Raw genomic sequence first — 21,185 nt, forward strand, 5'->3', positions numbered from 1 at the left:
CGTGGAGACGACAGCACTGCCAGACGACGAGCCGCGCACGGCAGACAGCGTGCCTTCTGCCGTCCGCGTCGGCAGTTTCGCCGCCGAGCATCTCTCGCCTTCGTTTCCGGAACGCGCCGCTTGGGGGACCGCGGGAAAGCTGCGCGCCTGGCAGGCCGAGGCGCTCGACGCCTACTTCGCGACGGAACCGCGGGACTTCCTCGCGGCGGCGACGCCGGGCGCGGGCAAGACCACGTTCGCGCTCCGGCTGGCCACCGAACTGCTCTCGCGGCGGACGGTGGAGCGGGTCACGGTCGTCGCGCCGACCGAGCACCTGAAACGGCAGTGGGCGGAGGCGGCTTCGCGGGTGGGGCTGCATCTCGACCCCGAGTTCAGGAACGCCGATGGACGGCCCGCACGTCATTACAAGGGCATCGCGGTCACCTATGCGCAGATCGCGATGCGGCCGAGCCTGCACAGGGACATCACCGAGGGCGACCGCACGCTGGTCATCCTGGACGAGGTGCATCACGGCGGCGACGCCCTGAGCTGGGGCGACGGGATCCGGGACGCCTTCGAACGGGCCACGCGGCGGCTGTCGCTGACCGGCACCCCGTTCCGGTCGGACACGGCGCCCATCCCGTTCGTGAGCTACCTGCCCGATCGGCAGGGCATCCGCACCTCGCTCACCGACTACAGCTACGGCTATGGCCGCGCGCTGGAGGACGGCGTGGTGCGGCCGGTCATGTTCATGGTCTACGCCGGCCAGATGCGCTGGCGGACCAAAGCCGGCGATGAGATGGAGGCGCGCCTCGGCGAGGGCAACACCAAGGACATCACCGCCCAGGCGTGGCGGACGGCGCTCGACCCGCGTGGAGAGTGGATACCGGCCGTGCTGTCGGCGGCGAATCGGCGGCTGACCGAGGTGCGCGTCTCCATCCCGGACGCCGGGGGACTCGTCATCGCGACCGACCACTATGCGGCGCGGGCGTACGCGGAGCTGCTTGAGCGGATCAGCGGTGAGCGGGTCATCGTCGTGCTCTCCGACGAGAAGGAGGCGAGCGACCGGATCGACGAGTTCGCTCAGTCTGAGGCCCGCTGGATGGTCGCGGTGCGGATGGTCTCGGAGGGGGTGGACGTGCCGCGGCTCGCGGTCGGGGTGTACGCGACCAGCGCCTCCACCCCGCTGTTCTTCGCGCAGGCCATCGGCCGTTTCGTTCGCGCGCGCCGCCGCGGCGAGACGGCATCGGTGTTCCTCCCGGACGTCCCGGCTCTGATGGCGCTCGCGAGAGCGCTGGAGCTGGAACGCGACCATGCGCTCGACCGTCCGAGCGAGGAGGGCGGCGAGGGCGACTTCTGGAACCCCGAAGACGCGATGATGGCCGAGGCGAACCGCCAGGAGCGGGCGTCTGATTCGCTGACGGAGCTGTTCGAGTTCGAAGCGCTCGGCTCAGAGGCGAATTTCGACCGTGTGGTCTACGACGGCCGTGAGTTCGGTGGGTATGCGGTGCCGGGGACCGATGAAGAGCTCGACTTCATCGGCTTGCCCGGCCTCCTGGAACCCGACCAGGTGCATGAGCTCCTCCAGCAGCGGCAGCAGCGCCAGGCGCGGCGGCACACGGTACGGCCCGTAGCGGCGGACGGGCACCCGCCCGCGCCCCTCCACCGCACGCTGAAGGAGCAGCGGCAGCTGCTGAACAGCCTGGTTGGTCTCCACTCGAAGAACTCGGGGGAGGCCCACGGCCTCATCCACGCCGAGCTGCGGCGAGTGTGCGGTGGGCCAGCCGTGGCGCAGGCGAGTGTGACGCAGTTGCAGGCACGGATCGACTACCTGCGGAAGCGGCTCGGCCGCTCCTAGCCGGTGGCGGGCCCGGCGAAGCGGACCCGCCACCTGTCGCTGCGCGGCTAGATGACACCCAGGGCGAGCATGGCGTCGGCGACGCGGACGAAACCGGCGATGTTCGCGCCAAGCACGTAGTCGCCGGGGGCGCCGTACTTCTCGGCAGTCTCCGCGCAGCTGTCGTGGATGTTCGCCATGATGTCCGCGAGACGTCCTTCGGCGTATTCGAAGCTCCAGGCGTCGCGCGAGGCGTTCTGCTGCATTTCGAGCGCGGAGGTGGCGACACCGCCCGCGTTGGCAGCTTTGCCGGGCGCGAAGAGCACACCGGCGGTGCGCAGGAGGTGGACGGCCTCCGGGGTGCATGGCATATTCGCGCCCTCGACGACCGCGATGACGCCGTTCTGGGCGAGGGTTGCCGCCGCGGTCGCATCGAGTTCGTTCTGGGTCGCGGCGAGCAGGGCGACATCGATCGGCGTCTGGGCGGCGATGGCCCAGATGTCGCCGTTGGCTCGGTACTCGGACCCGGCGGCGCGGCGGGCGGCGTAGTCCGAGAGCCGGCCGCGCTCGTTCTCCTTGATCTGGCGAAGCAGGTCGAGGTCGAGGCCGCCGCGGTCGTAGACCACACCGGAGGAGTCCGAGCAGGCGACGACGGTGCCGCCGAGCTGGTGGACCTTCTCGATCGCGTAGAGCGCGACGTTGCCGGAGCCCGAGACGAGGACGCGCACGCCGGTGAAGTCCCGGCCGCGTGTGGCCAGCATCCGCTCGGCGAAGAAGACGCTGCCATAGCCGGTGGCCTCGGTGCGGACGAGGGAGCCTCCCCAGCCGATGCCCTTGCTGGTCAGCACCCCGGACTCGTAGCGGTTGGTGATGCGTTTGTACTGGCCGAAGAGGTACCCGATTTCGCGGCCGCCCACGCCGATGTCGCCGGCGGGCACGTCTGTGTACTCGCCCAGGTGGCGGTACAGCTCGGTCATGAACGACTGGCAGAAGCGCATGACCTCCGCGTCCGAGCGGCCCTTCGGGTCGAAGTCGCTGCCGCCCTTGCCGCCGCCGATGGGGAGGCCGGTGAGCGCATTCTTGAAGATCTGCTCGAAGCCGAGGAATTTGACGGTGCCGAGCGTTACGCTCGGGTGGAAGCGCAGGCCGCCCTTGAATGGGCCGAGCGCCGAGTTGAACTCGACGCGGAATCCGCGGTTGACACGGACGTTGCCCTCGTCGTCGGTCCACGGCACCCGAAAGATGAGCTGGCGCTCCGGCTCGGTCAGCCGTTCGAGGACGGCGGCCTGAGTGTAGCGTGGCTGAGCAGCGATGACGGGGCCAAGGGAGCCGAAGACTTCCCGCGTGGCCTGGTGGAACTCGGGTTCGCCGGCATTCCGGCGGAGGACGTCGTCCAGGAGGGTGGAGAGCACAGGAGTCACGCTCGGCCTTTCTTCAACACAAGATCTGTGAGTCTACTCTTCCGTTTCTGATGTACTACACCGGGTTCCGGGGGGCGGCACGATGTTTGCCGCGGCGACCCTCCTGGGGCCGATGTCCGACCGCCGCGCCGCTGGGCTGTCGAGCGGTGTGTCTCCGCCGATGCCTCTGCTTTGCTGGCGTCGAGCGCATCCGCTTCCTAGGCTGAGTTCATGACGTCGGAGACGGTGGGCGGGGGCGCCCCGGGGGAGAACCGTACCGGCAGGGGCTCCCACAGCGGCTCACCGGGTTGCGGGCGGGAGCGCTCGGCGCGAACGGTGCTGCGGGTCATCGTCGGAGGCGCGCTCGCGCTGGTTGGAACGCAGAACAGCGAGGAGGGGTATGAAGGAGAAATTGGAGATCGTCCGCGACTGGTTGCCGCGGTACACAGGGACGCCGCTGGAGGGGTTCGGGGACCACATCCTCCTGACCAACTTCGGCGACTACGTGCAACGCTTCGCCGAGTTGTACGGCGCCGAGGTCCGGGGCGAGGAGCGCTCCATGCCGAATGCGACGGCGGACGGCATCACCATCATCAACTTCGGCATGGGCAGCCCCAACGCCGCGACGATCATGGACCTGCTGAGCGCGGTGTCGCCGAAGGCGGTGCTCTTCCTCGGCAAGTGCGGCGGTGTGAAGAAGAAGAACCAGCTGGGGGATCTGGTGCTGCCGATCGCCGCCATCCGCGGTGAGGGCACGTCCAACGACTATCTGCCGCCCGAGGTGCCCGCGCTGCCGGCCTTCCAGCTCCAGCGCGGTGTTTCCACGACGATCCGCGACTTTGGGCAGGACTACTGGACGGGAACCGTGTACACGACGAACCGGCGGGTGTGGGAGCACGACGACGCGTTCAAGACGTACTTGCGGCAGACGCGCTGCATGGCTGTGGACATGGAGACCGCCACGGTGTTCGCAGCCGGCTTCGCCAATCGCATCCCGAGTGGCGCGTTGCTCTTGGTTTCCGACCAGCCGATGATCCCGGAGGGGGTGAAGACCGCCGAGAGCGACCGCGGGGTGACCAGGCAGTTCGTGGAGCGTCACGTCCGGATCGGAGTGGAGGCGCTGCGCCTCGTGCGGCGGAATGGGCGGAGCCTCCGTCATCTGCGCTTCGAGGACTCCTGATCTCCCGGAGAGGCCCAGGGGAGTGAGAGGCCCGCACTCGTGTTGTCCTGCCTCCGGATTCGCATTCGTCCGGGGGCGCAGACTCCGGAGACGGCGGTTCTCCCGGGGCATGCGTGCATTGATTTTATTTTTTGTGTGAACGTGATGCTATATGCTGACGATCAGATTTCTGAAATTACATCCTAAATGATTGGCTTCTGGAGTATCATGAAACACCTCTCACGGCCCGGGAAGAGGGCGATGACCGCTGGCCTCGCGGCCACGACCATCGCGGGTCTCGCCCTCCTCGTTCAGCCGGCGCAAGCCGCGCCCCCGCCGGACCCGAGTTCGCTCGGCACCGACTTCTGGATCGGGTTCAACTCGACGGTCTTGTCCGAGCCGACTATCACGGTGACAGTGACGGGCGATCCGGGCACCACCGGCACGGTCGAGATCCCCGGAATGGGCTTCGAGCGGAAGTACACGATCGGCGCCGACAGCGTGGCCCTCATCACCCTCCCCACCGACTCGCAGATGACGACGCCGGCGGGAGGAGGCGCTGCTCAGAGCAAGGCTGTCCACGTCACCGCGGACCGTCTGGTGACGGTCTACGGGATGAACCGCAAGAGCACGTCGACGGACGGCTATCTCGGGTTGCCGGTGACCGCTGTCGGGACTCGCTACCGCATCGCCGACTACGGTTCGCTGGGCGGTGGCTTCCTCTCGATCGTCCCGGTGGAAAGCGGGACGACGACAGCGCACATCGAGCCGCCCGCGGCCCTTAACATCGCTCCGTTCGACGTCACGATCGCCCAGGGCGACGTCTACCAGTACGAGGCGGGAGCGGGCATCTCGCTGACCGGCGCCGTCGTGACGACCGACAAGCCGGTCTCTGTCTATGGCAGCAACCGCTGCGCGAACGTGCCGAGCAACATGTACGCGTGCGACCATCTGGTGGAGCAGCTCCAGCCGACCGCGTCGTGGGGGAACATCTTCGTGACTTACCCGCTGGCCACCCGGACGAAGGGCGACACCTTCCGTGTGGTCGCGGATGTCGACGGCACCACGGTGGCCATCGCTGCGAACGACGCCACGGAGACCATTTCCCTGGCGGCAGGCGAGTACTACGAGTGGATCGGCGCGGCTCCGCAGGCTGTGACCGGTGACAAACCCATCCAGGTCATGCAGTACAGCAACGGATCGCAGTTCGACGGAATCATGTCCGACCCGTTCATGGCCATCGTGCCCTCGGTCGAGCAGGGGTTCACCTCCTCGAGCATTGCACCACCGAGCAGCGGGTTCGAAAACTATGTGAACATCACCGCGAGGACGGCGGACACCGCTGGTGTACTCTTCGACGGAACCCCGGTGGACGCGAACCTCCGGCAGGTCATTCCCGGCTCCGACTACTCTGCTGCGGTCATCACCCTGGGCAGCGCCGACGCCGTACACAGCCTGAAGTCGAGCGGGCCGGTCATGATGCTCGTCTACGGCTGGGCCGACTACGACTCCTATGGATACCCCGGCGGATTCCGGGTGGCGAAGATCGCCACGGCGACAGCGCTGAAGCTCGACCCCTCCTCGGTCGTCGGCCCGGTCGGCTCCGATCTCTGCACGACGGCGATGCTGACGGATGGCAGCGGGACCGGCATCGCCGGACCGCAGATCGATGTGGTCAGCGACGGGGTTGCGCAGAGCTCCAGCAGCGTGGTCACGGATGCGAGCGGAGCCGCGCCGATCTGCCTGACCTCCGGTGACGAGGGCGGCTCAGCGATCACCGCGAGCGCCGCCGGGCTTACCGTGAACGGGGCCTTCGAGTGGCAGCCGCCTGGTGCGATCATCGTCCCGCCAGTGCCGGGTGGGAACCAGCCCGGCGTGACATCGCCGGGCCAGACCTCACCCTCCAGCGACGGCACAGCGAGCGCCGTGGGGAACGACAAGGATCGGCTCGCCTCGACCGGAAGCGACGCACAGCCTGCGCTGATGTTCGGTGGCGTTGCGCTGCTCGCGCTGCTCGCTGGTGTTCGACGTCGTGCTGGGAAGGACCAGACGGCGCGCCCAGTCCTGAGCGCGCCCGGTGTCGCGCCCGTCGAAACGGGCGCGACACCTCCGTTTAAGAGGGGCGGGGACAGGAGGGAGTGAGCGACACGCGCCCCTCACCGGTGGGAAAGAAGCATGGTCTTCCTCACGGCCGGATTCTCTTCCGTTTCCACCGCCCGGGAACGGACCTGTCTAACGGGGGCTCACAAGCGGTTGCCTGCCTCAGTCAGCACCGACTCCAGGATCTGCCGGATCTCCACGAACTCGTCCGTCCCGATGGTGAGCGGCGGGGCGAGCTGCACGACGGGGTCGCCCCGGTCGTCAGCTCGGCAGTACAGGCCGGCGTCGAAAAGGGCCTTGGAGAGGAATCCACGGAGCAGACGTTCCGATTCGTCGTCGTCGAAGGTCTCTTTGGCGGCTTTGTCCTTCACGAGCTCGATGCCGAAGAAGTAGCCGTCGCCGCGCACATCGCCGACGAGCGGGAGGGCGAGCAGCTTCTCGAGTTCGGCGCGGAACAGCGGCGAATTCTCTCGGACGCGCTCGTTGAGGCGCTCCTCCTCGAAAATGTCGAGGTTCTCCAGCGCCACGGCTGAGGACACCGGGTGCCCGCCGAAAGTGTAGCCGTGATAGAACGACGTGTTCCCGTGTTTGAAGGGCTCGTAGATCTTGTCGCTGATGATGGTCGCACCGATGGGGGAGTAGCCGGAGGTCATGCCCTTCGCGCAGGTGATCATGTCCGGCACATAGCCGTACTCATCGCAGGCGAACATGTGGCCGATGCGGCCGAAAGCGCAGATCACCTCGTCGCTGACCATGAGCACGTCGTACTTGTCGCAGATCTCGCGCACGCGCTGGAAGTAGCTGGGAGGCGGCGGGAAGCATCCGCCCGAGTTCTGCACCGGCTCTAGGAAGATCGCGGCGACGGTCTCGGGCCCCTCGAACTGGATCATCTCCTCGATGCGGTTGGCCGCCCAGACAGCGAACTCTTCGATGTCGTCGGCCGGTGCGCCCATCTCGCCCGCGCGGTAGAAGTTCGTATTCGGCACCCGGAAGCCGCCCGGTGTCAGTGGCTCGAACATCTCCTTCATCGCCGGGATGCCGGTGATCGCCAGCGCTCCCTGCGGCGTGCCGTGGTAGGCGACCGCGCGGGAGAGCACCTTGTGCTTGGCGGGGCGGCCCTGGAGCTTCCAGTAGTGCTTGGCCAGCTTGAAGGCGGTCTCGACGGCCTCGCCGCCACTGGTGGAGAAGAAGACGCGGTTGAGGTCGCCCGGCGCGTAGCTCGCGAGCCGGTCGGCCAGCTCGATCGCGTTGGGGTGTGCATAGGACCAGATCGGGAAGAAAGCGAGCTGTTCGGCCTGTTTCGCGGCGACCTCGGCGAGGCGCTTGCGGCCGTGGCCGGCGTTGACGACGAACAGGCCGGAGAGGGCGTCGATGTAGCGCTTGCCCCGGCTGTCCCAGATGTGGTGGCCCTCGCCCCGGGTGATGATGGGGACGCCGTGGCCGTCCTCCATCACCGACTGGCGGGCGAAGTGCATCCAGAGGTGGTCCTTGGCCTTGGCCTGGAGCACTGCCTCGCCGGAGAGGGCCGGCTCACCGGATGTTTCTGCGGTTGTCATGGTTATCGTGTTCCCCAGTTGTAGAACTGCTTGTGGAGTTTGAGATAGACGAACGTCTCGGTGGACAGCACGCCCTCGAGTGCCCGGATCTCGGAGTTGAGGATGTCGATCAGGCCGAGGTCGTTCTCGCACACGACTTCGGCCAGGATATCGAAGGTTCCCGCTGTGAGCACGACGTAGTCGACCGCGGGCATCGCCGCCAGCTTGTCGGCCACGAGCCGGGTGTCCCCGGTGACGCGGAGGCCGATCATCGCCTGGCGGTAGAAGCCCAGCTGCATCGGGTCCGTCACAGCCACGATCTGCATCGCGCCCGACTCGGTCAGCTTCTGAACGCGCTGCCGGACCGCCGCCTCGCTGAGACCGACCGCCTTTCCGATCTCCGCGTATGATCTGCGGCCGTCCACCTGGAGCTGCTCGATGATCGCCTTGGAGACGTCATCGATACCGGCGACTTTCGCGCCGTTCGTTGCCCGAGGAGTGCTCATAGAGCGATTCTGTCAGTCGATGGCCGCACTGGCAAGCGAATCCGTACAATATTGCCCTTATCGATGACGAAATCAGTAGACTCTCGGCTATGATCGAATTGCAGAACTTCGTGAACGGCCGGCGCAGCGGCGCACGCGGCGATGAGAGCATCGCCCTGATCGACCCGGCGATCGAGGAGGAGTACGCGGCCGCCTTCGAGAAGTGGGGTCAGACCACGCCGTCCGAGCGCTCGCTCGCCCTCTTCCGCATCGCGGACGCGATGGAGGCGCGCGGAGGAGTTCGCCGATGCCGAGTCGCAGGACACCGGCAAGCCCCGGGGAACGCTCGTGGACGACGAGATCCTGCTCTCCGTCGATCAGATCCGCTTCTTCGCGGGCGCCGCCCGGAACTTGGAAGGCCGGTCGGCGGGTGAGTATCTGAAGGGCCACACCTCGTTCGTCCGCCGCGAGCCGATCGGCGTCGTCGGCCAGGTGACCCCGTGGAACTACCCGCTCAACATGGCAGTCTGGAAGTTCGCGCCGGCACTGGCTGCGGGCAACACGACCGTGCTGAAGCCCTCGGACACGACGCCGCTCTCGACGCTTCTGCTGGCGGAGATCGCGAGCGAGTTCCTGCCGGCGGGCGTGCTGAACGTCATCCTGGGCGACCGGACGACGGGCGTGGCGATGACCGGGCACCCGATCCCTCAGCTCATCTCGATCACGGGATCGGTGCGTGCGGGCAGGGAAGTGGCTCGCGGGGCATCGTACGACCTGAAGCGTGTCCACCTCGAACTCGGCGGCAAGGCGCCGGTGATCGTGTTCGACGACGCCGATGTCGAGAAGGCCGTCGCCGGGATCGTCGCGGCCGGGTACTTCAACGCCGGCCAGGATTGCACGGCAGCGACCCGGCTGCTGGTGCAGGAGGGCGTCCACGACGAGTTCGTGGCGGCGCTCGCGCAGTACGCGGGCGAGAACGCGAAGATGGGCGGCCCGCGCGAGGACGGCATCCTGTACGGCGCTCTGAACAGCGCGAACCAGCTGGCCCGAGTCAACGGGTTCGTGGATCGGCTGCCCGACCACGCGAACATCGAGCTGGGCGGCCGCCGGCAGGGCGATCGCGGCTACTTCTGGGAGGCGACGATCGTCTCCGGACTGCGGCAGGACGACGAGGCGGTGCAGAACGAGATCTTCGGACCGGTGCAGACCGTGCAGAAGTTCGCCGGCGAAGCCGAGGCGATGGCTTCTGCGAACGACGTGCAGTACGGTCTCGCCTCCTCAGTGTGGACGAAGGACCACGGCCGGGCCCTGCGCTTCGCCAAGGGCCTGGACGCCGGGTGCGTGTGGATCAACACCCACATCCCGATCGTCGCTGAGATGCCGCACGGCGGTTTCAGGCACTCCGGCTACGGCAAAGACCTCTCCGCCTACGGTTTCGATGACTACACCCGGATCAAGCACGTCATGTCGTACATCGGCGAGTGAGGAGAGCGGCTGCGGCGAGGGCGGAGCTAAGGTCATCAGAGATCGGGGGTCGTCAGGGAGCAGAGGAGAGGATCGCTATGAGCACCCATGCACTGAGGAACTTCGTCGGCGGCGAATACGTCGACTCCACCGCGACGGAGCGGCTCGATATCACCGACCCGGCCACCGAGGAGGTGTTCGCCACGGCTCCGATCTCCACGGAACGGGATGTCGCGCTCGCCTGCCGGGCCGCCGCCGGTGCCTTCGAGACCTGGGGCGAGACCACTCCCGGTGAGCGGCAGCGGGCGCTTCTGCGTTTCGCAGACGCGCTCGAAGCGCGAGCCGAGGAACTCGCTGATGTCGAGGTCAAGGACACCGGGAAGCCCCGCGCCGGCATCGTCGCCGACGAGGTGGAGGTCATGATCGACCAGGTGCGGTTCTTCGCCGCCGCCGCCCGGAACCTCGAAGGCCGCTCGGCGGGCGAGTACCTGAAAGACCACACCTCCTTCATCCGCCGCGAGCCGATCGGCGTCATCGGCCAGGTGACCCCGTGGAACTACCCAATGATGATGGCGATCTGGAAGCTCGCACCGGCGCTGGCCGCGGGCAACGCCGTCGTCCTGAAACCGAGCGACTCGACCCCGTCGTCCTCGCTGCTGCTCGCCGAGATCGCGAGTGAGTTCCTCCCCGCGGGCACCGTCAACGTCGTGACCGGGAACCGGGAGACCGGGCGGGCGCTCATCGCCGACCGGACCCCGCAGATGGTGTCGATCACCGGTTCGGTCCGCGCGGGTGTGGAGGTCGCCGGCTCTGCCGCGCTCGACCTCAAGCGCGTCCATCTGGAGCTCGGCGGTAAAGCGCCGGTCGTTGTCTTCGACGACGCCGACATCGAGCAGGCTGTCGAGGGCATCAGCGCCGCCGGGTTTTACAATGCCGGCCAGGATTGCACCGCAGCGACACGGCTGCTGGTGCAGGAGGGAATTCACGATGAGTTCGTGGCCGCCCTCGTCGAGTATTCACGCGACAACGCCAAGACGGGCGCACCGCTGGAGGAAGGCATCTTGTTCGGGGCTCTCTCCAGCGCCGACCAGCTGGCTTGCGTGCAGGGCTTCATCGAGCGCCTGCCCGACCACGCGCAGCTCGTGCTCGGCGGGAAGCGGCAGGGCGACCGCGGCTACTTCCACCAGGCGACGATCGTCTCCGGGCTGCGCCAGGAGGATGAGGCCGTGCAGAATGAGATCTTCGGTCCGGTCATCACGGCTCAGACATTCTCCGACGAATCGGACGCGCTGCGTCGCGCGAACGGTGTGCCCTACGGCCTCGCCTCCTCGGTGTGGACGCAGAACCACGGGACGGCCATGCGAATGGCCAAACGCCTCGATTTCGGGTGCGTGTGGATCAACACCCACCTCCCGCTCGTCGCTGAGATGCCGCACGGCGGCTTCAAGCACTCCGGCTATGGCAAGGACCTCTCGGCGTACGGTTTCGAGGACTACACTCGGATCAAGCACGTCATGTCGTACATCGGGGAGTAGCCCCGACCCGATCGCCTGGAGGACCGACCCGGTGACGCCCGGTTTCACACGGTACGCTCCGGCCGCCGGACCTTCGCGCTGGCTCTTCGTCGCCGGCCGCCGGTTTGTCGCGTGCATCGAGAGTGCGATCGCCGATAGCGTCCTGGATGAGGTCTGGCGGCTGGCCGACTCTGAGCTCGCGACGATCGAATCGGTCGTCGGGGCTTTCCCGCTGGCTGGGCCGGGCAGCGTCCGCTCGTTTGCGGTCGCTGATCTCGGCGAGCCGAACGCGGCGGGGGAGAACACGGTGACCGCTGTCGTGCGCGGTTCGGCGGCGATCGATGTGTTCTCGGTCGGAGGGGCGCGGCGTTTCGGGGCGGGTGGCGTCCAGCCCTGGGTGCTGGCGGAGTTCCGTTCGGTGTCCGGGCTCGTGCTCGGCGGTGAGGATCTGCCGACCGGCCCGGTCGCGCGACTCGGCACCGGCTCGCTCCCCCTCGGGCTCGGCGTGGTGGGCGGGGAGCTGCTGACCTGGTCGCTGTCCCCGATCGATCGGGCCGAACGCAGCGCACCCCGGCCGGAGGCCCTCAGCGAGGGCTCCAAGGCGGGCGCTGGGGAGACGGTCATCCCGGCTCCGTCGCAGGGTTCGAGCCTGTTCGCTTACATGACACCCCCAGAGGAAGCGGGTGCGCGGATGAGCGCAGACGGGCTCATGGCGGCGAAACCGCATCCCGTCGCCCACGAGCTGCCGGGTACGGTGGATATCGAGGCGCCCGCCGGAGCGCCCAGCGATGCCCGGTACCCGCCGCTGGCGGACGAGTCCGCACCGACCGCGCCTGTGCGGCTGCCTCCCGCTCCGGTCTCTTACGCCATCCGGATCGGGTCGGGGGACGACATTCCTCTGGATGTCCCGGTTCTGCTGGGCCGGCGTCCCACCGTCCGGGGTCTCGACTCCGGTGTCGCACCGCGGTTGCTTCCGGTCCCCTCGCCCACCCAGGAGGTCTCCGGGACCCACCTGAGAATCGAGCAGTCGGGGGATGCCGCGGTCGTGACCGACCTGCGATCCACCAATGGGACCGTCGTCCTCCGGCCCGGCGCGCAGGCAGTTCAGCTGCGGCCAGGGGAGTCCGCGGTCGTGTTGGCGGGCACGGTCGTGGAGATCGGCGACGGTAATATCATCGAGATCATAGCCGCCCCGATCGGCGACCGCCGAGAAGAAGGACCCGAGTGACCCAGATCGGTCGCAGCAATAGGCGACACAGCGTGGCTGTCCCCGGCAGCTCGCATGCGCGCATCACGCTTGCGTGGGCGGCGCTGAGCGACTGCGGCTATCGTCGCAGTGTCAACGAGGACAGCCTGCTGGCCCGCTCACCGATCTTCGCCGTCGCCGATGGGATGGGCGGCCACACAGCGGGAGACTTCGCGAGCGCCGCCGTGGTGACCCGTCTCGCCGAACAGGTTCGTGCCGACTTCGTCACTCAGTCCTCGCTCACGGGCGCGCTTCGCAATGCGGTGGAGGACATGGGGCGCGGCCTGGGCAAGACCGACCTGGGAACCGGGACGACCGTCACCGGCATTGCGCTCACCATGCAGAACGGCTCGCCGTACTGGCTGGTCTTCAACATCGGCGACTCTCGCGTCTACAACTTCTTCGACAGCGCTCTCGAACAGCTCACGGTCGACCACTCGGTCGTCCAGGAGCTGATGGATGCCGGAGCCATCACGCCCGAGGAGGCGGAGGTTCACCCGCACAGCAATGTCATCACACGGTCGGTTGGCTTCAATGAGGACCCGGTCCCCGATTTCTTCCTGTTCCCAATCGTCGCGGGTTCCCGCCTGCTGGTCTGCTCCGACGGCCTCACCAAAGAGCTGACCGAGCAGGGCATTCGCTGGTTCCTCTCCGCGGGCAGATCGCCGCTCGACACCGCCCAGCAGCTGATGGACGCCGCCCTCGGTAACGGTGGCCGCGACAACGTCACCGTCGTTGTGGTCGATGTGCTTGCGTCGCCCGAGGGCAGCGTGGACCACTCAGCCCCCCGTCACTGATGAACTGGTCCCCGAAAGGCGGGCTGGCTGAGTGTGTTTGCCGGGGGCTATAGCTGTCAGGGCCTTTCTCCGTCCAGCCCACGAGCGCTCGGCGTCTTCGCCGTCCGTATCGTCGCTCGATTCCGTGTCCCCCGACTTGGGGGTAAGTGATGTGCATCTCGTCTGAATTCGACTGGTCGAAGCGTGGGAGAGCCCGCCTACAATTGGGAAACCGCTTTTGCACCTTTGACATGTTATCCATGACGACCGGAGAGGAGCCGTGTGGCCCGGCGCTTGCCTTCTCAGCCGCCGAATCTTCCTGGCTTCTCGTTCGTGAGAATACTCGGTTCCGGCGGCTTCGCCGACGTGTTCCTGTACGAGCAGAACCTGCCTCGGCGTCAGGTCGCGGTGAAGGTCATGCTGACCGAGGTGGTGACGAGTCAGGTCAAGCAGATGTTCCAGGCTGAAGCGAATCTCATGGCCAAGCTGAGCGCGCATCCCTCGATCCTCACGGTGTATCAGGCGAGCGTCTCGGCGGACGGGCGCCCGTATCTGGTCGTCGAGCTGTGCTCCGCGGAGATCGCGCAGCGCTACCGCACGAACCCGCTTCCGGTGACCGAGGCACTCGCTGTCGGCGTCCGGATCGCGAGCGCTGTGGAGACCACCCACCGTGCGGGTGTGCTGCACCGGGACATCAAACCGTCGAATATCCTGAGCACCGCCTACGGGCATCCGGTGCTGAGCGACTTCGGGATCGCGGCGACGCTGGCGGAATCGGCTGTCAGCGAGGCGCTCGGCCTGTCTATTCCGTGGTCGGCTCCTGAGGTTCTGCTCGACGAGACGAGCGGGACGATCGCGAGCGAGGTGTGGTCGCTCGGCGCGACGATACACTCGCTGATCGCAGGCCGGTCGCCATTCGAGCTGACGGACAAGAACAACACCTCTGCCGAGCTGATCCAGCGCATCACGAAGGGACAGCCACAGCCGATCGACCGGCCGGACCTGCCTCCACGGCTGGAGCAGGTGCTGCTGCGCGCGATGGCAAAGAGACCGGCTCAGCGGCAGCGGAGCGCGCTCGAGTTCGCGCGTGAGCTGCAGATGGTCGAGGCGGAGCTCGGGCTGCTGCCGACGCCGATCGAGGTCGCGATGGACGATTGGGCGCTCGCCACCGCCGACGACCCCGAGGACCGCACACAGGTCAAGGTGATGACGACCGAAACGGGGACGGCCCGACGACGCCGGAGAACTCCGCGCGTGACCGCCGCACGGGCGCCGGTTGTGGCTCCCCAGCAGAGGGGAACCGCGTCGAATGCGTTGCGGGTGGCGATGACGTGGCCCTCCCGAGCACTGACCGCGGCGCTTGTCATCTGCGCGGTGCTGGCCGTCGGGCTGGCCATCGTCGCCGGTTTCGTGCTCACTCGAGCGGGAGCGCCCGAAAGCGTCCCGACGGTTCGCGACTTGAGCGGACGGGTCTCCGGCGGGATGATCGTGTTCCTGTGGAGCGACCCGGGCCTCCAGGACGGCGATGCCTACGAGGTGGCTGTGGACGGCCATCCGCCGAGCAGCCAGCACACCACGGAGTTCCGCGTGAATGCCGCAGCGGGTGAGACCGTGTGCGTCACCGTGACGGTGAATCGCGATGACCACACCGGCCAGCCGAGCGCTGAGAAGTGCGTGCAGCGGATGGATTCGCCGTGATCCGCGTCTGGCTCATGGCGCACAAGTCCCTCGCGGCGACAGTCGTGAGCGGGGCCGTGATCACAGCCTTCGTGACGACCCTCGCGGTGGTCTCTGGTGGGTACAGCGCCCAGCGCTTCCAGATCGGCGACGCCTCGGTGTGGGTCGCGAGCGAGGCGAAGAAGTCGCTGGGGCGGGCCAACACCGAGATCGGCAAGCTCAACTCGATCGTCCCGGGCTCCGGTGAGGCGCTGGATGTGGTGCAGGACGGGGAGAACGTGCTCCTGCTCGACCGCGAGGCGAACACCGCTGCGGTCGTCAACCCGGCCACGGCGGAGGCTGGCGAGTCCGTCGCTCTCCCGCCGCGCTCGCCGCAGGTACTCGTCGCCGGTGGCAGAGTCGCTCTGCTCTCGCGGGCGACGGGGCAGCTGTGGCTGACCAGCGTCGGGCAGCTGTCGACGTTCGCCTCGAGCTCGGTGGCGACGATGGATCTCGGCGGCCGTGCGGTCGCTGCGATGGACCCCGCGGGTGTGCTCTACGCCTACCAGCCCGACGCCCGGACCGTCACCCGTGTCGATCTCGGCGGCGATCAGCCCACGAGGACGACCAGCAGAGTTCCCGCCTCCGGGGACGGCGCGAATGCCCAGCTCACCACGGCCGGCGGGCAGTGGGCGATGTTCGACCCGGACGCCCGGACGCTGTGGCTCCCGGGGCGCAAAGTGGACCTCGCTTCGCTGCTCGGCGGCAGCAGCGCCGCCGTGGTGCAGCAGCCGTCGGGCGGGAGCGCAGCGGTGTGGATCGCGAGCTCCGGTGGTCTGCTCCGGGTTCCGCTCGACGGTTCGGCGCCCCGGCGGGTGCTCACGGCGGTGTCCGGAACGCCGGTTGCGCCAGCCGTGTCTCACGGTTGCGCGTACGCGGCTTGGGAAAGCGGCACGGTGTTCCGTTCCTGCTCGGATGACGGCCCCGGGCAGCGCTCGACGATCGACCGATCTCCGGGTGGTGGCGCGCTCGTCTTCCGTGCGAACCGGGGCCGGCTGCTCCTGAATGACACCCGCTCCGGTGTCGCCTGGGCGGTCCAGAACGGGAACACGCGCATCGACAACTGGGACGAACTGGTCTCGCAGAAGACCGCGAAGGAGCTTGTCGACCAGTCCCGGCAGGACACGAAGCCACACTATGAGAAGCAGGAGCAGCCCCCGGTCGCGGTGGCCGATCATTTCGGCGCCCGTCCGGGCCGGGTCACACCGCTCCCGGTGCTCCTCAACGACTACGACCCCAACGGCGATGTTCTGACGATCGACTCCGTCACGGCCATTCCCGAGTCGCAGGGAACGCTGGAGCTAACCAACGCGGATCAGCAGGTGCAGATTGCGCTGCCGGCCACCGCCTCCGGCTCGATCGCTTTCGACTACACGATCTCAGACGGGCGGGGCGGCACCGCGACCGCCCACGTCACCGTCACCGTGCGGAGCCCTGTCGAGAACTCGCCTCCGTTGTGCGTGCGGGCCGCGAAGGCTGTGGTGCAGGCCGGCGGCCGGGTCACCACCCCGGTGCTCGGCGACTGCTACGACCCAGACGGCGACTCTTTCTTCCTCGCCGGGGCGACCGTGCCGGCGCCGTACACGGTGACGTTCACTCCGCAGGGGCAGGTCGCTTTCTCCGACCACGGTCAGGGCGGCGGAGTCAAGGATGTCTCCCTCGTCCTCTCCGACGGCCGCGCGGAGGGCAGCGGCCAGCTCGCTGTGACCGTGCAGCCGCCGGGCCAGGTGCCGATCATCGCCGACCCGTTCGCTGTGGTGACCTCCCAGAGCCAGGAAGTCATGGTCCGGCCGCTCGACCACGTCCGCGGTGGCAACGGAACGGTCCGCCTGAGCACCGTGCCCAGTAAAGCCGACGCGACGATCACGCCCGACTACCAGGGCGGCACGTTCCGCTTCGTTTCCGACCAGCCGGGCCCCCACACCATCGAGTACTCGGTGACGGACGGCACCGTGACCGCGACCGGTGTGGTCCGGGTCGTGGTCCGGGCGTCTCTCGGAGCGAGGACCGCGCCGATCGCTGTACCGCACACGGCGTTCATCCGCGAGCTGTCCAACCAGGACGTCGATGTCCTCTCCACCGACATCGACCCCTCCGGCGGGGTTCTGCTTGTCACGAGTGTGGCCGGCCCCAGCCCGTCGACCGGCATCCGCGTCCAGGCGCTGCAGCAGCGCACCTTGCGGGTGACCCTCACCCGCCCCCTCGAGCAGTCGGTGGACTTCCACTACCGGCTCTCCAATGGCATCGCCGACGCCGAAGGAACGGTCACCGTTGTCCAGCTGCCGCCGTTGACCGTGCATCAACCGCCTGTCGCTGCGCCCGACTCTGTCGCGGTGCGCGTGGACGATGTAGTCGACATCCCCGTGCTTGCGAACGACGTTCAGCCCGACGGCGGCAAGCTAGCCCTCGACCCGACGCTCGCGACGCCGCTGCCCTCCGGTGCGGGACTGCTCTTCGCCAGCGGCGATCACCTGCGCTACTTGGCCCCGTCGAGACCGGGTAACTACACCGCTGTCTACCGTGTCACCGGCGAGGACGGGCAGTGGGCGACGGCGGAGGTCGGCATCGCGGTGCGGGAACGCGATGAGGCGGCTAACAATCCCCCGGTTCCGAAGACGGTCACGGTGCGCGTGCTCGCCGGTGACACCGTGCGGATCGCCATCCCGCTGTCGGGAATCGACCCGGACGGCGACTCCGTCCAGTTCGTCGGGCAGGAGACGAACCCGCAGAAGGGCGCGGTGATCGCTTCCGGGTCGGATTGGCTCGATTTCCGGGCCGGCGATTACGCGGCGGGGACGGACTCGTTCACGTATACGGTGGTGGATGCGCTGGGTTCCCGGGCGACCGGCACTGTCCGTGTCGGCATCGCGCCGCGGTCCGGGGGCGCGCACAACCCCGTCGCCGTCGAGGACGATGTGACGACGCGGCCGGGAAAGACGCTGAGCGTCCAGGTGCTCAGGAACGACAGCGACCCGGACGGGAGCCCACTGTCTGTCACGGCGGTGACCTCGCTCGACAGCAGGGCCAGGGCGGAGATCCGGGGCGATATCGTCGTGGTGGCCGTGCCTAGGTCGGAGGGCGCGTACGGGTTCCTATACACTATCCAGAACGACCTCGGCGGGACGAGCCAGGCCTTTCTCCGGGTCATGGCGGACAAGAACGCCCCTCCCGCGCGGCCGATCGTCACCGACACGACGCTCGAACTTTCGGACGTCCTGGGGAAGGACCGGATATCGGTCAACGTCCTGTCGAGCGTGTTCTTCGCGGACGGCCCGGTCAGCTCGCTGAAGCTCTCGATCGTTCCGGGATACGGCAGGAGCGCCGAGACCACGGCGGCCGGCCGCATCCGGGTGACGATCCGCGCCAAGAGCCAGGTCATCCCGTTCAAAGTGGCGAACCCCGAGGACGGGTCGTACTCGGCTTACGGCTTCGTGCATGTCCCCGGCTATGACGACGCGCTGCCGCAACGGAGACGCGGTGCGCCCGAACTCTCGGTGGTGAGTGAGAAGACGCTCACCATCCACCTGAACGACGTCATCGTCGCGGTCGGCGGACGTAAGGTGAGACTGACCGACGCGGCGACGGTCAGGGTGACGCACTCCAACGGCGCCGACCCCGTGGCGAACAGCGACACGCTGCAGTTCACTTCGGCCAACCGCTACTTCGGTCCAGCCTCGATCTCCTTCCAGGTCACGGACGGATCCAGCCCCACCGATCCGAAGGGGAACGTCACGACGATCGTGTTGCCGATCGAGGTGACCCCGCGCGAGAACCAGCCGCCTGTGTTCACGGGCGCGCTCATCGACTTCGAGCCGGGGGAGTCCAAGACGATCGACCTCACCAAACTCACGAGCTATCCCTACGCCAAAGACCTGGCAGAGCTCGCTTACAGTATCCAGGACCCGCGTCCGGACGGAGTTTCGCTGTCGCTCTCCGGGCAGAGTCTGACGATTGGAGTGGGTGCGGGGGTGGAGAAGGGCGCCAAGCCCGACATTCTGATCGGGGTGAAGGATGTGGTGAAGACCGGTCAGCCCGGCCACATCGACCTCACCGTGGTGCCCTCGACTCGCCCGCTCGCGAGCCCCCAGCCCGACCGGGTGATCGCCCCGCGCGGTCAGACCACGACCGTCGACGTTCTGGCGAACGACGCCGCGACGAACCCGTTCCCGAACCAGGCGCTGCGCATGATCGCCGTGCGAGGCCTCGGCGGGAGCCTTCCGGCCGGGGTCACCGTGACCCCGAGCGCAGACAGCTCCGTGCTCGCGGTCACGGTCACGAGCACGGCCGCCCCGGTGGACACCACGCTCCAGTACGAGGTCATGGACGCCACGGGAGACCCAGACCGCTACACCTGGGGCACCGTCGTCATCTCGGTCCAGGACCGCCCCTCGCCGGTTTCGGACGTCCGGGTCACCGCCATCGGGGATCTCAGCCTCACCCTGAGCTGGACTCCGGGTTCTTTCAACAACGCTCCCATCACGGGGTTCGAGGTGACCCAGACGCGGGCCGCCACTGGAGCCGTCGTGTCGACCACCAGCTGTCCCAGCACAGTGTGCGTCATCCCCACACCGGGCAACGGACCGGACGCCGCCGTCACCCTCAGCGTCCGGGCGAGGAATGCCCTCGGCCTCTCCGAGCCGACGGCGTATGTCGAGCCGGTCTGGTCGGATGTGGTCTCGAACGCACCGACCGGGCTCTCCGCCTCGCCGCTTGACCACGGCCTGCGGATCAGCTGGACGAAACCGGTCGATGCCCCAGGCGCTAGCCCGATCACGTCGTACGTCGTGACCGTCGGCGGTCTCACGAACACGGTCCAGGTCTCCGGCGCGGATGCCGTCGGCTCCTCTTACTCCCTCAACGTCACCGACCCGGGAATCGCGAACGGCGCCGTGCTCTCGTTCAGCGTGGCATCGCGGAACGGGTTCTACCGGGGCCGCACGACCTCGAACCAGAGCACAGGCAGCGCTGTGCCCTCGGGGGCTCCGGTGCTGACCGGGGTCGCACCCGTCGCGACACCGGACACAACCGATGGCACGAGCGCGACGCTGACCTGGTCGTCGGTCTTCGGCGAGAACGGCAAAGCCATCAGCGCCTACTACGCCGGGGTGTTCCAGGGCGGTGCGCCGCCGAACTGCTCGGTGACCGGTGTGCAGACGGGCGAGCCGGTGCTCCACGTCGATCCCGTGTCGGGATCGTTCCAGCGTGTCACCGATGCGAACGCCACATTCACCGGACTGCTCCCCAACCACTCGTACAGCTTCGTCGTCTACGCCGACAACGGTCAGGGGTGTACGGCCTCGGCCGTGGTCAGCGCCACGCAGCGACAGAAGCCGGGAAGTGTAAGTAGCGTCCGGATCTTCGGTCCTGAGCGGAACGGCGCCGCGAACACTTGGGACTACTTCGCTTCGGTCGGCTACGCGCCGGGCAGCGGCTCGAACCCGACCGTCTCCTACCAGCTCCTCAGCGGCGGTGCGGTGGTCGACAGCGGAACGCTGAATGGAACTAAGGGGGTTCTTTCGGGGACGAGCGGCCAGCACTACGGGATGGATCTCACAGTGCGGATCACGAGCGTCTGCGAGACCTCTCCGGACGGTTCGCAGCTGTGTGCTTCCCAGAGTGCGTCCCGCAGTATGGGGACGGCGGTCAGCGCGGCGATCGAGAGTCCACGCTACGATCCGGAGAGCCGGAGGTTCACCTGGACGGGCTGGCCGACCGGAAGTGGCTACGACCGCGTCGAGTACGGCTGCGACGGGATCACCCGGCAGGACATGCCGGCTGCCGGGCAGGTTGCTGACTGCACCGTCCCTCCGGGCGTCGCGCTCCCGGTGCTCACGATCATCGTCTCCGCCAACGGCGACGCCTATCGGTACGCCTATCCCGCATCAAGCATGCAATGATCCCAGCAAGGCATAATAATAACGATAAAATTGATAATGACGGCGCGCCGTTAGCTCTGGCGACCCGCTCTTCACCT

11 protein-coding genes and 1 pseudogene are annotated in these 21,185 nt (G+C 67.7%); 9 read left to right on the plus strand and 3 right to left on the minus strand.

The window, feature by feature from the left end:
• Positions 1-49: 49 nt before the first annotated feature.
• Entirely contained in the window at positions 50-1,837 is a 1,788-nt protein-coding gene (locus tag LXX_RS05915; protein ID WP_011186035.1) for a DEAD/DEAH box helicase, read from the plus strand.
• Positions 1,838-1,884: 47 nt separating this feature from the next.
• Here the strand turns inward: LXX_RS05915 and gdhA are convergent, their stop codons facing one another.
• Complete coding sequence (gene gdhA / locus LXX_RS05920; protein ID WP_011186036.1) at positions 1,885-3,237, minus strand: NADP-specific glutamate dehydrogenase; 1,353 nt, start codon at positions 3,235-3,237, stop codon at positions 1,885-1,887.
• A gap of 379 nt (positions 3,238-3,616) precedes the next feature.
• Between gdhA and LXX_RS05925 the strand changes: the two genes are divergently transcribed.
• Together LXX_RS05925 and LXX_RS05930 are read left to right on the plus strand one after the other, a co-directional pair.
• The gene (locus tag LXX_RS05925) at positions 3,617-4,396 is read left to right on the plus strand and encodes an AMP nucleosidase (protein WP_011186037.1); all 780 of its coding nucleotides are present in this window, start codon (positions 3,617-3,619) and stop codon (positions 4,394-4,396) included.
• Positions 4,397-4,636: 240 nt separating this feature from the next.
• Entirely contained in the window at positions 4,637-6,517 is a 1,881-nt protein-coding gene (locus tag LXX_RS05930; RefSeq protein ID WP_041767509.1) for a hypothetical protein, read from the plus strand.
• Positions 6,518-6,618: 101 nt separating this feature from the next.
• On the opposite strand, the gene LXX_RS05935 is transcribed toward LXX_RS05930, so the two are convergent.
• Positions 6,619-8,031 (minus strand): aspartate aminotransferase family protein, encoded by a 1,413-nt coding sequence (locus LXX_RS05935; protein WP_011186039.1) that lies wholly within the window; start codon positions 8,029-8,031, stop codon positions 6,619-6,621.
• Positions 8,032-8,033: 2 nt separating this feature from the next.
• On the minus strand, positions 8,034-8,516 hold the full coding sequence (locus LXX_RS05940) for an Lrp/AsnC family transcriptional regulator (RefSeq protein ID WP_011186040.1): 483 nt from the start codon (positions 8,514-8,516) through the stop codon (positions 8,034-8,036).
• An 89-nt stretch (positions 8,517-8,605) separates the two neighbouring features.
• On the opposite strand from LXX_RS05940, the pseudogene LXX_RS05945 reads away from it, so the two are divergent.
• The 6 genes and pseudogenes from LXX_RS05945 to LXX_RS05970 all read left to right on the plus strand — a co-directional run bounded on the left by LXX_RS05945 (position 8,606) and on the right by LXX_RS05970 (position 21,108).
• Positions 8,606-9,980, plus strand: a pseudogene (locus LXX_RS05945) (gamma-aminobutyraldehyde dehydrogenase).
• A 77-nt stretch (positions 9,981-10,057) separates the two neighbouring features.
• Positions 10,058-11,494: an aminobutyraldehyde dehydrogenase gene (locus LXX_RS05950; RefSeq protein WP_011186042.1), complete on the plus strand. Its 1,437-nt coding sequence runs from the start codon at positions 10,058-10,060 to the stop codon at positions 11,492-11,494.
• A gap of 31 nt (positions 11,495-11,525) precedes the next feature.
• Positions 11,526-12,701 carry an FHA domain-containing protein gene (locus LXX_RS05955; RefSeq protein WP_041767510.1) on the plus strand — a complete coding sequence of 392 codons (1,176 nt, stop codon included), beginning with the start codon at positions 11,526-11,528 and terminating at the stop codon, positions 12,699-12,701.
• Complete coding sequence (locus LXX_RS05960) at positions 12,698-13,516, plus strand: PP2C family protein-serine/threonine phosphatase (protein ID WP_041767511.1); 819 nt, start codon at positions 12,698-12,700, stop codon at positions 13,514-13,516. The genes LXX_RS05955 and LXX_RS05960 overlap by 4 nt, the downstream gene beginning before the upstream one ends.
• 312 nt (positions 13,517-13,828) lie before the next feature.
• On the plus strand, positions 13,829-15,193 hold the full coding sequence (locus LXX_RS05965; protein ID WP_223227736.1) for a serine/threonine-protein kinase: 1,365 nt from the start codon (positions 13,829-13,831) through the stop codon (positions 15,191-15,193).
• Positions 15,190-21,108, plus strand: coding sequence for an Ig-like domain-containing protein (locus LXX_RS05970; RefSeq protein WP_041768268.1), 5,919 nt, complete (start codon positions 15,190-15,192; stop codon positions 21,106-21,108). The genes LXX_RS05965 and LXX_RS05970 overlap by 4 nt, the downstream gene beginning before the upstream one ends.
• Positions 21,109-21,185 lie beyond the last annotated feature (77 nt).

This window comes from Leifsonia xyli subsp. xyli str. CTCB07 (assembly GCF_000007665.1).
Lineage (GTDB): Bacteria > Actinomycetota > Actinomycetes > Actinomycetales > Microbacteriaceae > Leifsonia > Leifsonia xyli_C.